We start from the raw sequence: 14,143 nt of genomic DNA, 5'->3' as shown, positions 1-14,143 counted from the left end.
GCGCTGGGTTCAATTGCGTCCGTTTGGAAAGGTGACCCACTTCCATTCGGTGAGAGTGTCGACATCGACATCGGTTCCCTCGCGGCCGAAACCGCTGTCGCCGACGCCGCCGAACGGCACATGCGGCTCGTCGGCGATCGTGGGCGCATTGATATGAACCATGCCCGCGTTGACTTCCTGCATATAGCGGAAGGCCTTGTTGAGGTCCTTCGTATAGATCGCGGCGCTCAGTCCGTAGTTGGTGTCGTTCGCACGCTCGATCGCCTCGTCCAGGTCTGCGACGGGATAGATCGATGTAACGGGGCCGAAGGTTTCTTCACGGCAAACCGTCATCGTTTCATCCACCCCTGAAAGGATGGTCGGGCGGCAGCGGTTGCCGACCCATTCGCCACCGGTCAGCACCTTGGCGCCTTTGGCACGGGCGTCCTCGATATGTGTTCGCACGCGCTCGCGCTGACGGCCAGAGATGATCGGGCCCAGCCATGTGTCCAGGTCGCGGAGGTCTCCCATGCCCAGGGTCTCGGCTCTGGCAATGAAACGGCGCGTGAACTCCTCTTCGATGCTCTTTTCCACGTAGATCCGGCTTGAAGCCATGCAGGCCTGACCCTGATAGAAGAATTGCCCGATACAGGCTCCCTCGACCGCGGCATCGAGATCGGCATCGGCCAGTACGACCAGCGGGTTCTTGCCTCCGAGTTCAAGCAGCACGCGCCGCATCATCGATCCGCAAAGCGCACTAATATGCTTGCCGACGCGGCTCGACCCGGTGAACATGACGGCCTTGACCAGCGGATGGGTCGTCAGCGCATCGCCGATATCGGCGCCGAGCCCGGTCACCATATTGACCGCTCCGGCCGGTATCCCCGCCTCCTTGTAGATATCGACGAGACGGCTCGTGACCATCGAGGCTTCCTCGGAGGGCAGCATTACCACCGTGTTGCCGGTCGCAAGCGGTGAGGCGCTAAGCTTCGACGCCTTCAAAAGCGGCACGTTGAACGGCGAGATGGTCGCCACGACGCCGAGCGGCTGACGGATGGTCATGGCAAACCGGCCCGGGGTGTCCGAAGGGATCGTCTGGCCCGCGATACGACGCGCCACACCGGCGGCAGAGCGTAGGCAGCCGGCCGCATACCCGACTTCGAAATGCGCCTTGCCGATGGGCGAGCCCACCTCCTTGACGAGAATGTCAAGAAAGTCGTCACGGTATTTTTCGACCAATGCCGCCGCCTTCGACAGCCACGCCTCGCGGTCCAGCGCCATGCTCTTTCCGTAGGTCTTGAACGCGTCGTGGGCGCTTTGGACCGCGCGGTCGATGTCTTTCGTGTCGCCTTCGGCAACCCGCGCATAGGGCGTGTCGTCGTCCGGATTGTTGTCGGTGAAATAGCGACCACTCGATGGTGCGATACGCTCGCCCCCGATCCAATGGTCGATCGACTGAACGGTGGTCCCGCTGCTTATGTTCATGGTCCTCTTCTCCTCCCAAACCAGTTGCCGGCATGGGAGGATGATATGAAGACGCCGGGAAGATCTCCTGCCTGTCCGTGCAGGATTTCTTGCCTATCCGTGCAAATCTCAAAAATCGCCGTCCGGGTCCGGCGGCATCCGGCGCAAGGCGGCGGCCGCGGGACGTTCGAACGCAGCATTCGGGGATGTTCTCTGCGATCGAGAGCACGGAACTCGACAAGAGCCGGCCAGTGTACGATAGTTCATGGGTTGCTTTGAACAAATCGGCGAGAGCCAAGATGGGAACCATCTCCACAGATCAGATTCATATCGGCCGCCGAGGCCGCTTCTGGGAGGAAGCGATCTCCGACCTCTATACCAAAACGACGGTGGCGATTGAAAATCCGGTCCAGTTCTATGGGCGGATCAATTGGCACAAGATCGGAGATGTCGTTCTGTCGGACATTCGTTCCACCTGCTCGGTTGTCGCTCGTGAAAGCAGGCATATCCGGCCCAGCGGAGACAACCCCATCCAAATCAATTTCCAGCTCGAGGGCACGGGAACGGTTCTGCAAGACGGCCGGGAGGCCGTGACGCGACCCGGCGAAGTGACGATGTACGATAGCGCTCGTCCCTATGAGATGCGGTTCGATGGGCCTTTTCGACAGCTGTCCGTCGATTTTCCGCGCGCGATGCTGCAGGATCGGTTGAAATGCAGCGAGCGTGTGACTGCCCGCGGCTTTTCCGGAACGAGCGGGCCAGGACGGTTCCTGTATTCCTACGTCCAGTCGCTTGTCATGGAAAAGAACGATGATGACCTGCTGATTGCCAATTATCTGCAGGATAACCTGATGGAACTGCTGGGCATCGCCCTCTTTTCGCTCAGTCAGACCGGCCCGCTTCAGGATTCCGACACGAAAGCGAGCACATTGTCGCGGGTTAAGGCCCATATCAGGGCCCACCTTTCCGATGCGACGCTGTCGCCTGCCACCACGGCGAAAGCCCAGGGATTGTCGCTGCGCAATCTTTACTACCTGTTTGAAAGCGAGGGGACGACCGTGTGGCGCTTCATCCAGGATACCCGGCTGGATCAGTGCCGGAAGGAAATCGAGGATACCCGCATGTTCGGGCGATCGATCAGCGATATTGCACTAGCCTGGGGCTTTAAAGATTCCGCGCATTTCAGCCGTGCCTTCCGCAGCCGGTTCGGATTGACGCCACGGGAATGTCGAGCGGTGCGTCGGACGTAGCCAAACTCGCAAGGCAATCCCGGAGAATTGCACGGATAGGCAAGAAACCCTGCACGGACAGGCAGGAGATCTTCCCGGCGACTTCATATCATCCTCCCATGCCAAGACTGGCCAGGCAGGAGATCCCGCATATGAACGAAATTTCGACCATAAACTCGCCGATAACCGCGCTGCAGCTCCGTGACAATTTACACTATCTGCACCCTTTCACCGATTACGCGGAGTTGCACGCCGAAGGCTCGCGCATTCAAGATCATGCGGAGGGAGTCTACATCTGGGATACCGACGGCCGCCGCATAATTGACGGACTGGCGGGGCTGGGATGTGTCACCCTGGGATATGGCCGCAAAGAGCTGGCCGAGGTTGCAGCCAGGCAAATGCAAAAGCTGTCCTACAGCCAGTCTTTCTTCAAGACGTCAAATGAACCCGCGATCCAGCTGGCTGAAAAGCTGGTGGAACTGACCCCAAAAGGGCTCAACCACGTATTCTTTACGAATTCGGGCTCGGAAGCCAACGAAACCTGCCTTAAACTGGTCCATCGCTACTGGAACCTCGCCGGCAAGCCGGACAAGCGGGTAATCATCGCGCGGGCGCAGGCCTACCATGGAAGCACGATCGCAACCACCAGCCTCTCCGGCAACCCGGTCTTCTATACGTCCGGAGGCGGAATGCCGATCTCCGGGATAGAGCGTATCGAAGCGCCTTACTGGTATTTGAACGGAGCGGGCGAAACTCCGGAAGAGTTTGGCTTGACGGCGGCGCGCTGGCTTGAAGACAAGATACTGGAGCTGGGCGCCGAGAACGTCGCGGCCTTCTTCGCAGAGCCGTTCCAGGGCGCCGGTGGCGCCATCTTGCCGCCGGATACCTATTGGCCGGAAATCCAGCGAATCTGCAGGAAATACGATGTTCTCCTGGTCATCGACGAGGTCGTCTCCGGCTTCGGGCGAACCGGCAAGTGGTTCGGTTGCGAAACCTTCGGCATCGAAGCCCCGGACCTCATGGCAATAGCAAAGGGCATCACATCCTCGTATTTCCCGATGTCGGCAACGATGGTGAGCGACCGCATCGCATCGCTGCTGATTGAAAAGGGCGGTGAATTCTACCACGGCTTCACCAACTCCGGTCATCCGGTCGGCGCTGCGGTTGCTCTGGAAAACATCCGCATCATGGAGCGCGAACAGGTCGTTGAAAACGCCGCCGAGCTCGGAAAACACTTCGGCGAGCATGTCGCAAGCCTTGCCGACCATCCGCTTGTCGGCAATGTCCGCAGCTGCGGCCTGTTCGCAGGCATCCAGCTCGTTGCAGACAAGGATAAGCGTGTCCTTTTCGACGAGGCGCTGCGCGTGGGCGATCATTGCAGCACGGAGGCTCTTCACCGCGGTCTGGCGTTGCGCGCCATTGGCGATACCATGACCTTGATGCCGCCGCTGATCATCACCCGCGGTCAGATCGACGAGGTTTTCGCAATGACGCGCGATGCCTTGGATGCGACCGCCCGCGCCTTCAAGGCGCGCTAATCCCGGATGATCGGGGAAGCCGGCGGAACCGCGATGAAATGAACGGCTGCAGGCATCTCCATCTCCTCGCCAAATGGCGCCTTCCCCAGACGAAGACGCCGTTGCTTTCCTACCATAAGCTCAAAAACAAGAGGGGAATATTCGATGAGCAATGTCGGATTGAAAGAAGCGCCAAGTGGAAGATTGGACAAGAATTCCATAGGCGTTACCCATATCGTCTTTTTCGTCGTTGCAGCTGCTGCGCCAATGTCGGCTCTTGTCGGCGCAACGCCACCTGCCTTTGCCTTCGGCAATATCGGAGTGCCGGCCGCCTTCGTCACGCTGGGGATCGTCTATCTGCTCTTTGCGATAGGTTTCACGGCGATGACACCGTTCGTGAAAAGCGCAGGCGGCTTTTACTCCTATGTCACCAAGGGGCTGGGCGGGCCTTGGGGAATGGCTGCGGCAATGCTGGCCTTTCTTGCCTATTTCACCATCCAGATCGGCATATACGCGATCTTCGGTGTGTTCGTGAACGCAACCGTCGGACCGCTGGGCTATTCTTTGCCGTGGTGGGTCTGGTCCTTGGCGCTGCTTGTGGTGGTTTTCCTTTGCGGAAGACAGCATGTGGTCTTTTCGGGACGTCTGCTCGGCCTGTGCATGATCGGCGAAATCACATTGCTGACGCTCTTCGCGATTGGCGTTCTAATCAGGGGCGGAGGGCCTGACGGCTTGACGAGCGCGGGTCTGCGGCCAACGGATTTCCTGGCACCGGGCATTGGCGTCGTGATCGTCTTCGTCGTCGGGGCCTTCATCGGTTTCGAAGCGACGGCAATTTTCGGCGAGGAAGCCAAAGATCCCGCAAGAACCATTCCCCGCGCAACCTATCTGGCAGTCGGCATTATCACCGTATTCTACGCGTTTTGCAGCTGGGCTATCGTGCAGTATTACGGCGCAGAGAAGATCATGTCCATTGCGGGAGCCAATCTCGATACATTCTACATGACGGCCTTGCAGGACATTCTCGGAAACTGGGCCGGGTATGCGATGAATATCCTTCTTCTCACCAGTTATTTTGCCGCGCTGCTTTCGTTTCACAATACGTTGAACCGGTATTTCTTCGCCTTCGGCCGCGACGGGCTGGTTTGGAAAGGTCTGGCAAAGGTGCACGAGAAGCACAAGTCGCCCTATGTCGCCGGGGCGGTTCAAGTCATCATCGTGACTTCGGTGATTGCCATTTTCGCTTTGATCAAGGCCGACCCCTATACGACGGTGTTTTCAGGAATGGTTACCGTCTGCGGATTGAGCATTCTTCTTGTGCAGGTGCTCGTGGCCGTTGCGATCTTCGGCCTGTTCAGCAACGGCCGCCAGGGCAAGTCGATATTCCGGGTGCGTGTGGCGCCGTTACTTTCCGGAATAGCGCTCGCAGGGGCGTTCCTGCTGGTATCCGTCAATGTCGACCTGATGACCGGGAGCACGAACCCGCTCGTATACGGGCTTCCGGCGCTCGTCATCTTGCTTGCCGCTGGGGCGGTTGCCATGGGGCTGCGTATCCGCACGCGCAATCCGGCTCTCTACAAGACGCTCAGCGCCGCTTTCGATGATGCCGAACAGGCGGCGCAATGAGCATATGGTCGTAACGACCCCATGCTGAGCCGGCACGGCGCCGATTGCTTTGTCGTGCCGGCTCGACCTCGGAGATTGGGCGCCTCGCCTTCATCGAGCCGGTCGCCGGCGATGCATTCACTCCTCTTGCCGCCCAGCGCAATGTCACGCCTCCGGCGTGGCGGTGGTCTCGATGGTGCGATCCGGTGCCGAATGGCCGCAAGCAGCCTCGCTGCTGCCCCGGTCAGCGTGGCAATGGCTACGATTCCAGCCCGCAGAAGTTGAACCATCGAACCTGCCCGTCACGGAACGCGGCCCTCCTTACTCACATCTTCTAGCAGCCCGAGCAAACCCTTGAGGATTTCCATCGGTGAAGGCGGGCATCCGGGAATATGCAGATCGACGGGCACGACTTTCGAAACCCCGCCGAGGACGGCATAGCTGCCCGCGAAGCAACCTCCATCACGACCACAATCGCCGAGGGCTACGACCCATTTGGGGTCGGGTGTGGCAATGTAGGTCCGTTCGAGCGCCTGTGCCATGTTTCTCGTCACGGGGCCGGTCACCAGCAGAACATCGGCATGGCGCGGCGAAGCGACGAAACGAAGCCCGAAGCGCTCGATATCGTAGAAAGCGTTGCTGAGGGCGTGCATTTCGAGCTCGCAGCCGTTGCATGACCCGGCGTCGATGGCACGGATCGACAGGCTGCGCCCGAGCCATCGTCGCGCGCTCCTTTCGATGGCGGCGGCAAGCTCTGTCATCGCAGCGTCGGAAACCGCCGGCCTAGCTTCGGTCAGTGGCGGCCGGATGAGACTTTCGAAGAGAAGCTTGCGCATGACGGGTCGCCTTCAGAGATCGTGACCGGAATAGGAGCAATTGAAAGACTTGTTGCAGAGTGGAAAGTCCGCGACGATATTGCCTTCGATCACGACCTCCAGCAGCGGCCATTGAAACCAGGATGGATCGCGTAAATGGCAGCGTTCGATCCCGCCATTTCGTGCCAGCCGCAGCCAGACCAGCACATCGCCACGAAAGCCTTCGACGAGCGCCATGCCCTCCCGGTTCTCATCGATGACGGGAATATCCTTCAGGATCGGACCGTCCGGCAATCTGTCGAGGATCTGGCCCAGCAGCGAGAGGCTTTGCTCGACCTCGCGAATGCGGATCCAGACGCGAGCGTTGACATCGCCCTCGTTCAGCACGGGAACCTCGAAGGAAAGCTGGTCATAGGGCGGGTAGCGCCGGATATGCCGCGCATCGAAGCCGCGCCCGGAGGCCCGCCCGACATAGCCGCCGGCTCCATATTGCCTGGCCAATTCGCCTCGCAGCCTGCCGGTTCCGACCGTCCGGTCCTGAAGCGAGGCCGTGTTGTCGTAAAGTTCCACCAAGGCCGACAATTTCCGGTGAATTTCATCCAGCAGGATCTTCAAGCCGGCACGCCCCTCTTCTCCGAGGTCGGTGGCAACGCCGCCGGGAAGGATACGGTCGCGCAGCAACCGGTGGCCGAAGGCGGTGTCGGCGGCGCGAAGCACACGTTCGCGCAGCACGCCGCAATGGGCCAGCATCAGCGGGAACGCGGCGTCGTTGCAGATGGCGCCGATATCGCCGAGATGGTTGGCGAGCCGTTCCAGCTCGGCCATCAGGGCTCGCAACCACACGGCACGGGGCGGAATATCAAGCCCGACTGCTGCCTCCGCCGCCCGCGCAAAGGCATAGGCATAGGCAACCGCGCTGTCGCCGGATGTGCGCCCGGCGAGTTGCATTCCGCGCAACAGATCCGCGCCGGCCATCAGCGCCTCGATGCCCTTGTGGACATAGCCGAGACGTTCTTCGAGACGGACGACCGTTTCGCCGTTGGCCGTGAAACGAAAATGTCCCGGTTCGATGATGCCGGCATGCACGGGGCCAACCGGGATCTGATGCAGCCCCTCGCCCTCCGCACGCAGAAAGGTGTAGGGACGAGGCTCGGCCAGGGGAGCCGCCTGCTGGCCAAGCGGGTGGCGCAGATCCCAGCGTCCATGATCGAGCCATGGACGGATGTCCGGCAGACCCTGCGGCTCCAACCCGGTAAGGTCGCGGATTGCCCGCTCCAGCCGCAGCGCCGGCGGATGATGCCGCGCAACGGAGGGATAGCCATCCGCCAGCCCCTCAAGGCTGATGACCGCGATCGCATCGGCGGCTTCATCGAGGAGAGCCATATGAACCGCGCGCGCCTCTCCCCAAAGTCCGAGCAAGGTCAAGCGCCCTTGCGCAAGCTCCAGGGCAGCCGACGTCCATACCGCCGGATCGACGACAGCACGCAGCCACGGCGCATGATGTGGAACCGACACACCCTTTTCAATCAGATCGCTCAGCGCCGACATCTTTCCCTCGCATCATCGAAGAAGGTTGGCGATATGCTGGAACCAGGCGACCAGCGGCGGCGGCAGGTAGATGCCGGCGGCGAGCACCAGCGCGAGATGGGCGTACATCGGCAGATACGACGCTTGGGCCGGCGCCGTGCTGCCGCGTGGCTGGCCGAAGACCGCGCCCGTCAGCCTGAGCATCAGAGCGCCGAAAGCGATCAGCAATCCGAAGACCAGCGGGATGGCGAGCAGCGGCTGCTTGGCGAAGGTCGAGCTGACGATCAGGAACTCGCTCATGAATACGCCCGCCGGCGGCAGGCCGGCGATGGCGATGACGCCGGTGAGCAGGCCCCAGCCAAGCCCCGGATGCGTTTCGCTCAGGCCGCGAATGGCCGAGAGCCTCTGCGTTCCCTTGACCTGGGCGATATGGCCGACGGCGAAGAAGATCGCCGACTTGGTCAGCGAATGCATCACCATATGCAGCAATCCGGCGAAATTGGCGAGCGGCCCGCCCAGACCGAAGGCAAAGACGATGATGCCCATGTGCTCGATCGAGGAATAGGCGAACAGGCGCTTTATGTCGCGACGACGATAGAGCATGAAGGCTGCGAAGATCAGCGAGGTGAGACCCATCGTCATCATCAGCGGCCCCGGCGCGAGCGCCTCGGGACTGGCCGACAGCAGCATCTTGAAACGCAGCACTGCATAGAGCGCGACATTCAGGAGCAGGCCGGAAAGCACCGCCGAGATCGGCGTCGGCCCCTCGGCATGGGCGTCCGGCAACCATGCGTGCAGCGGAGCAAGGCCGACCTTGGTGCCATAGCCGAGCAGCAGAAAGATGAAGGCGACGTTGAGAAGCGCGGGATCGAAGGCGGCGGCATGGTTGATCAGGATGGTCCAGACCATGGCGTCGTAACCCTCGCCCACCACCGGCTGCGCCGCCAGATAGACCAGAATGGTGCCGAAGAGCGCGAAGGCGATGCCGACGCTTCCCAGAATGAAATATTTCCAGGCGGCCTCGAGCGCTTCATGCGTGCGGTAGAGGCCGACCATAAGCACGGTCGTCAGCGTCGCAAGTTCGACCGCAACCCACATCAGGCCGATATTGTTCGACACGAATGCGAGATTCATGCCGAACATCATGATCTGATACATGGCGTGGTAGAAGCGGATATTGGCCGGTGTCAGCCGCCCTGTCTCCAGCTCGTGGGCAATGTAGCTGGCGCTGAAGACGCTGGTGGTGAAGCCGACGAAGGTGTTGAGGACAATGAAGACGATGTTGAGATCGTCAACGAGCAGATATTGTCCGGGCGCCGGACGATCGGTCACGAACAGGCAAAGGGCGGCAAGCAGGGTCAGCAGGCTCGCGAGGACGTTCAGCCGGGCCGTCATCCGGTAGCCGGGCAGAAGCGCCAGCAGGGCCGCCGCGGCAATCGGTATCGCGAGAACGGCCGTGACCGCGTCGAACGCCAGGACCGGGGAGAAAACGCTCATTTTCGTCGCCTCCCCTTGAAGTCTTCCAGCGCGCGGATATCGACGGTGTCGAACCGCTCGCGAATGCGGAACAGGAAGACGCCGATGACGATGAAGGCGATGAGGATCGAGAAGGCCACGCTGATCTCGACCACCAGCGGCATGCCCTTGGCGCCGGTTGCGGCAAGCACCAGCCCGTTTTCCAGCGACATGAAGCCGACAACCTGGCTGACGGCGTTGCGGCGGGTGACCATGATCAGAAGCCCGAGCAACAGCACCGACAAGGCAAACGCGAGGTCCTCCCGCGCGAGCGGATCCGCCTCCGGCGTCACCCGCAGCATCACCACCGTCGCCAGAGCGACCAGTCCGATCCCGGCGAGCATGGTCGGGCCGATTCCGACGACCGTCTCTATCTCCCGATGGATGCCGAGCTGGCGGATCATGCGGTGGAGCACCACGGGAATGACGATGGCCTTGAAGACGAGAGCGATTGCCGCCGTTACGTAAAGATGCGGCGCATCCTGGATGAAGGCCTGCCAGGCGACCGACAGCGTCAGGATCAGCGAGTGCAGGGCAAAGACGTTGAGGAGCGCATAGAGACGATCCTGATAGAGCATCATCATGCTGACCAGCACCAGGCCGCCTGCGAGCATATGGGCAATATCGAAGACCGGCCCGTTCATCAAAGGCTCCTCGAGACGAACCGCAGAAGAGTGGCGAGCAGCGCGAGCATGAGTGCCGCGCCGAGGAATTCCGGCACGCGGAACACCCGCATCTTGGCGGTTGCGGTTTCGAACAATGCAAGCAGCGCACCGCCGGCCGCAAGCTTGACGAGATAGGCAAGCAGGCCGGCCAGATAGGCGGTGGCGCCGGCCCCTGGACCGGCCAGTTTCCACGGCACGAAGATGCAGGCGATCAACGAGATGTACAGCAATAGCTTGAGTGACGCCGCAAGCTCGATCATCGCAAGATGGCGTCCGGAATATTCGAGCACCATGGCTTCATGAACCATGGTGAGCTCCAGATGGGTCGCCGGGTTGTCGATCGGAATACGGGCATTTTCGGCGACCGCGACCATGACCAGGGCTATCAACGCGATCGCCAGGGAAACACGCAGCCCCACCTGCGAAGAGGTCATGAAAGCGGCGATGGACGAAAGCTGGGTGGAGCCGGCGATGAGGGCAAGGACGAAGATGATCAGCAGCATCGAAGGCTCGGCGAGCGTCGCGATCATCGCCTCGCGGCTCGATCCGATGCCGCCGAAGCTGGTGCCCACATCCATGCCGGCAAGCGTCAGAAAGAAGCGTGCGCTGCCCAGCAACGCAACAATGGCGATCAGATCCGCGGTCCAGCTGAAGATGAGACCGGTGGCGAAGGTGGGGATGATGGCGGCTGCGACCCATGTGACGGCGAAGATCAGATAAGGCGTCACCCTGAACAGCCAGGAGGCGTTTTCAGCCAGCACCACCTCCTTGCGCAAAAGCCGCAAAAGGTCGCGGTATGGCTGGATCACGGAAGGTCCCCGCCGGCGCAACAACCGCGCCTTGACCAGGCGTATGAAGCCCGTCAGCATCGGCGCAAGCAGTACGACGAGCGTCATTTGCAATGCCTGGACGAGAAGAGCCGCTATCAGGACCATAGCGCCAGCACCAGAAGCAGGAAGACGAGCGCCAGAAACACCAGGCTGAGATAGCGCCGGATCGTCAGAAACTGCAGGTAATTGAGCTTTTCCGCCACGAAGCCGACGGCCCCTGCGATCGGCAGGTACAGCCCTTCCCAGATCAGATCATGCGTCTCAACGGAAAAATGCGCCGGACGGAGATCGCCGGGCGCCGGCATGTCGACCCGTTCGCGTCCCCGGAAGATCAGCGTGCCGAAGACGCGCCGGACGGGCTGGGCGAAGCTGCTTCCGCCATATTGCGTCGTCGGGCCAACCTCGGGAAAGCCGCAATCCCAAGCCGGCGCCCGGCGGAGCCGCTGCGAAGCGAAGCGATGGATGAGATAGGCCGTGAGCGATGCCGAGAAGAGGGTGAACAGGAAAACCAGCAGACCGTTGTAGGAACTGCGGCTTTCGGCGATCGGCATGATCGATAGCCATGGAATATCGGCCTGCAGCGGCATCCGCTCACTGATCAGCGATAGCGTCACCGGCGCAAGGCCGTCGATCGCGATCCCCGGAAGGATGCCGACGAGGAGGCAGAGCATTGCCAATACGGACATGGCCGCATGCGAGAAGGGGTCGACCTCCCGCGCCTGATCGGCAACGGCGGTGCGAGGACGGCCGAGAAAGGTGACGCCGAATGCCTTGACGAAGCAGGCCGCAGCCAGCGCCGCCGACAAGGCCAACAGCCCGCCCACCGCCGGCACCAGGATCTTCAGGCCCCATTGCGGCAGAGCGGGGCTTTGCAGGATTGCCTGAAACGCCAGCCACTCGGAAACGAAGCCGTTGAGCGGCGGCAGGGCGGAGATCGCGACGCAACCGATGAGGAATAGAAAGCTGGTGACCGGCATTCGGTGGATGAGCCCGCCGAGCTTGTCCATGTCCCGCTCACCCGTTGCTGTCAGCACAGCGCCGGCGCCGAAGAAAAGCAGGCTCTTGAAGAAGGAATGATTGACAACGTGGAGCAGCGCGGCGGTCAGCGCCAGCGTCGCCGCCGGAGCCATGCCGTTCGCCTTGAAGGCGAGCGCCAGACCGAGGCCCACGAAGATCACGCCGATATTCTCGATCGTGCTATAGGCAAGCAGGCGTTTGAGATCGCTTTCCATCATCGCATGCAGGATGCCCAGTACAGCCGTGCCGCCGCCGAGCACGAGAACGATGACGCCCGACCACCATGCCGGCGCGCCGATCAGGTCGAACACCACGCGGACGAACGCGTAGACCGCGACCTTGGTCATGACGCCGCTCATCAGGGCTGAAACATGGCTCGGCGCAGCCGGATGTGCCAATGGCAGCCAGACATGCAACGGTACGAGACCGGCCTTGGACCCTGCGCCCAGCAGCAGCAGGACAAGCACGAGACCGGCCGTGAACGGCGTTTGCCCGGATACCCGCATCGCGGCGAAACCATAATTTCCGGCAGCTCCGGCAAGCAGCCCGAAAGCAAGCAGCAGCGCGAGCGTGCCGAAACTTGCCATGACGATATAGAGATAGCCGGCCTTGCGGTTGCCGGTGTCGCGATGATGGGCCATCACCATCGCCCAGGATGCGAGCGACATGAACTCCCAGGAAATGAGGAAGGTGAAGGCGTCGTCGGCCATGATCACAAGATTCATGCCGGCGAGAAACGCCGGGAAGAACGGCAATACCCGATGCGGTGCGTGTTCGTGACGGCCGTAGCCGAGGCCGTAGAGGCTGGAGAGCGCGCCACCGAGATTGACGACCACGAGGAACAGGGCCGCAAGCGCATCGATCCGGAAATGGCTCCCGAGCCACGGCAGCCCCAGAGGAAGAACAAGCGTCGGCGCCTCGGCGGCAGGCGGAGCCATGACGAGATAGGCAAGCGCAACGACAAAAGCGACGGCGGAGAAGACCAGGCTGGCAGCGTAGACGACAAGCGTGGACGAGGACAAACGGGCGATCGCCACGGCGAGCACAGCCGAAGCCAGCAGCGCGGCCACACATGACAACAGGATTGAAACCGATGTCATGAATCATCCCTCTCGGCAGGGAGGGGCTTTGACGGTTCCGCCGCCACGCTCTCGGATGGCTTCAGCTTCGTCCGGAGCCTGACGCCCCGCCCACCGTCCGAGCTGACGGCGCCCTCGTTGATCACCTCGATGCCGGCGCTTTCCAATGCCGCCAGCAAACGCATCAAGGTGTCGACATTGCCGCGCACCACATCGACGCTCGCTTCCATACGCTGAATTGTCGGGACAGAAACTCCCGCCAGTTCGGCCAGTTGGCGCTGGTCGATACCGAGAAGGGCCCGGGCGGCCCGCATCTGAGCGGCAGTAATCACGATTGAAACATCGCTTGTCTTGCACGAACTCTGATAATTGACACTTATGATGTGCCTATTGATGTCTAAAATCAATATTCTGATGTGCCAGCATCGTTTCGAGATGAACCTTTGCTTGTGAAGCCCGCTCGGCTGGGAGCAAGTTGGACCGTTCCCAAACTCTGGGCTGGCAGAGGATAGAGTTTTCTGGCTTCATTCTGTGAGGCGGGCTGGTTGCCCTCCCGATTTCATCAGATCCGCGAAATTATCGCTGGCCGTTTAGGCTATGGAGGTCTCCGAACCTTGTTCCGCTCCACAGCATTGCTGCCGCAATGGGCAACGAGTAGCCGCTATGCGGGAGGTTACTTCGCAATATCGGCCGCGTGGCGATCTGCCGGGTCATGATGGTTAGGTGAGCTACTTGACGCGTAGAGTACGGAAAGAGCCAGGCCGACAACCATGGCTGCCATCATCACTCGTCTAGCAAAGCGGGACTCCATTCTGGTTCTCCTTGGACGATCTATAGGCTTTCTGTGGTAATCGGCCCCAGGGTGCGCGGCTCTTGCCCGGCCATTCCCAAGCGGTGCCAC

11 protein-coding genes are annotated in these 14,143 nt (G+C 61.2%); 3 read left to right on the top strand and 8 right to left on the bottom strand.

Going from position 1 to position 14,143, the window contains the following annotated elements; all coding sequences use genetic code 11:
* Positions 1-9: 9 nt before the first annotated feature.
* Positions 10-1,464 (bottom strand): aldehyde dehydrogenase family protein, encoded by a 1,455-nt coding sequence (locus tag GR212_RS25285; protein WP_163990704.1) that lies wholly within the window; start codon positions 1,462-1,464, stop codon positions 10-12.
* Positions 1,465-1,742: 278 nt separating this feature from the next.
* Between GR212_RS25285 and GR212_RS25280 the strand changes: the two genes are divergently transcribed.
* The 3 genes from GR212_RS25280 (at position 1,743) to GR212_RS25270 (ending at position 5,815) form a co-directional block, all read left to right on the top strand.
* Entirely contained in the window at positions 1,743-2,693 is a 951-nt protein-coding gene (locus GR212_RS25280; RefSeq protein ID WP_163990702.1) for a helix-turn-helix domain-containing protein, read from the top strand.
* Between the two features lie 131 nt (positions 2,694-2,824).
* Positions 2,825-4,210, top strand: coding sequence for an aminotransferase (locus GR212_RS25275; RefSeq protein WP_204326746.1), 1,386 nt, complete (start codon positions 2,825-2,827; stop codon positions 4,208-4,210).
* Positions 4,211-4,354: 144 nt separating this feature from the next.
* Entirely contained in the window at positions 4,355-5,815 is a 1,461-nt protein-coding gene (locus tag GR212_RS25270; RefSeq protein WP_163990699.1) for an APC family permease, read from the top strand.
* 281 nt (positions 5,816-6,096) lie between these two features.
* On the opposite strand, the gene GR212_RS25265 is transcribed toward GR212_RS25270, so the two are convergent.
* From GR212_RS25265 to GR212_RS25235, 7 genes are read right to left on the bottom strand one after another with little or no spacing between them, the layout of a single operon-like run.
* A complete protein-coding gene (locus GR212_RS25265; RefSeq protein ID WP_163990697.1) occupies positions 6,097-6,630 on the bottom strand; it encodes an NADH-quinone oxidoreductase subunit B family protein in 534 nt (177 codons plus the stop codon).
* A 12-nt stretch (positions 6,631-6,642) separates the two neighbouring features.
* Entirely contained in the window at positions 6,643-8,157 is a 1,515-nt protein-coding gene (locus tag GR212_RS25260; protein ID WP_163990695.1) for an NADH-quinone oxidoreductase subunit C, read from the bottom strand.
* Between the two features lie 12 nt (positions 8,158-8,169).
* Complete coding sequence (locus GR212_RS25255; protein WP_163990692.1) at positions 8,170-9,633, bottom strand: hydrogenase 4 subunit F; 1,464 nt, start codon at positions 9,631-9,633, stop codon at positions 8,170-8,172.
* Positions 9,630-10,295, bottom strand: coding sequence for a hydrogenase-4 component E (locus GR212_RS25250; RefSeq protein WP_163990690.1), 666 nt, complete (start codon positions 10,293-10,295; stop codon positions 9,630-9,632). The genes GR212_RS25255 and GR212_RS25250 overlap by 4 nt, the downstream gene beginning before the upstream one ends.
* Positions 10,295-11,251: a respiratory chain complex I subunit 1 family protein gene (locus GR212_RS25245; protein WP_163990688.1), complete on the bottom strand. Its 957-nt coding sequence runs from the start codon at positions 11,249-11,251 to the stop codon at positions 10,295-10,297. The genes GR212_RS25250 and GR212_RS25245 overlap by 1 nt, the downstream gene beginning before the upstream one ends.
* On the bottom strand, positions 11,242-13,263 hold the full coding sequence (hyfB, locus tag GR212_RS25240) for a hydrogenase 4 subunit B (RefSeq protein ID WP_163990686.1): 2,022 nt from the start codon (positions 13,261-13,263) through the stop codon (positions 11,242-11,244). The genes GR212_RS25245 and hyfB overlap by 10 nt, the downstream gene beginning before the upstream one ends.
* On the bottom strand, positions 13,260-13,574 hold the full coding sequence (locus tag GR212_RS25235) for a helix-turn-helix domain-containing protein (protein WP_348643531.1): 315 nt from the start codon (positions 13,572-13,574) through the stop codon (positions 13,260-13,262). Before GR212_RS25235 ends, hyfB begins: the two co-directional genes overlap by 4 nt.
* Between the last annotated feature and the right edge of the window lie 569 nt (positions 13,575-14,143).

The sequence above is a fragment of the Martinezella lusitana genome, from assembly GCF_010668395.1.
Classification (GTDB): domain Bacteria; phylum Pseudomonadota; class Alphaproteobacteria; order Rhizobiales; family Rhizobiaceae; genus Rhizobium; species Rhizobium lusitanum_A.
The sequence above is the reverse complement of the archived record's forward strand: the minus strand, read 5'-3'. Positions and strand labels throughout refer to the sequence as shown.

Excerpts from the sequence above, each read along its gene's own strand:
- GR212_RS25280 (WP_163990702.1), top strand. The coding sequence starts at position 1,743 with ATGGGAACCATCTCCACAGATCAGATTCATATCGGCCGCCGAGGCCGC.
- GR212_RS25275 (WP_204326746.1), top strand. The coding sequence starts at position 2,825 with ATGAACGAAATTTCGACCATAAACTCGCCGATAACCGCGCTGCAGCTC.
- hyfB (WP_163990686.1), bottom strand. The coding sequence starts at position 13,263 with ATGACATCGGTTTCAATCCTGTTGTCATGTGTGGCCGCGCTGCTGGCT.
- GR212_RS25245 (WP_163990688.1), bottom strand. The coding sequence starts at position 11,251 with ATGGTCCTGATAGCGGCTCTTCTCGTCCAGGCATTGCAAATGACGCTC.
- GR212_RS25265 (WP_163990697.1), bottom strand. The coding sequence starts at position 6,630 with ATGCGCAAGCTTCTCTTCGAAAGTCTCATCCGGCCGCCACTGACCGAA.
- GR212_RS25285 (WP_163990704.1), bottom strand. The coding sequence starts at position 1,464 with ATGAACATAAGCAGCGGGACCACCGTTCAGTCGATCGACCATTGGATC.
- GR212_RS25270 (WP_163990699.1), top strand. The coding sequence starts at position 4,355 with ATGAGCAATGTCGGATTGAAAGAAGCGCCAAGTGGAAGATTGGACAAG.
- GR212_RS25255 (WP_163990692.1), bottom strand. The coding sequence starts at position 9,633 with ATGAGCGTTTTCTCCCCGGTCCTGGCGTTCGACGCGGTCACGGCCGTT.
- GR212_RS25250 (WP_163990690.1), bottom strand. The coding sequence starts at position 10,295 with ATGAACGGGCCGGTCTTCGATATTGCCCATATGCTCGCAGGCGGCCTG.
- GR212_RS25260 (WP_163990695.1), bottom strand. The coding sequence starts at position 8,157 with ATGTCGGCGCTGAGCGATCTGATTGAAAAGGGTGTGTCGGTTCCACAT.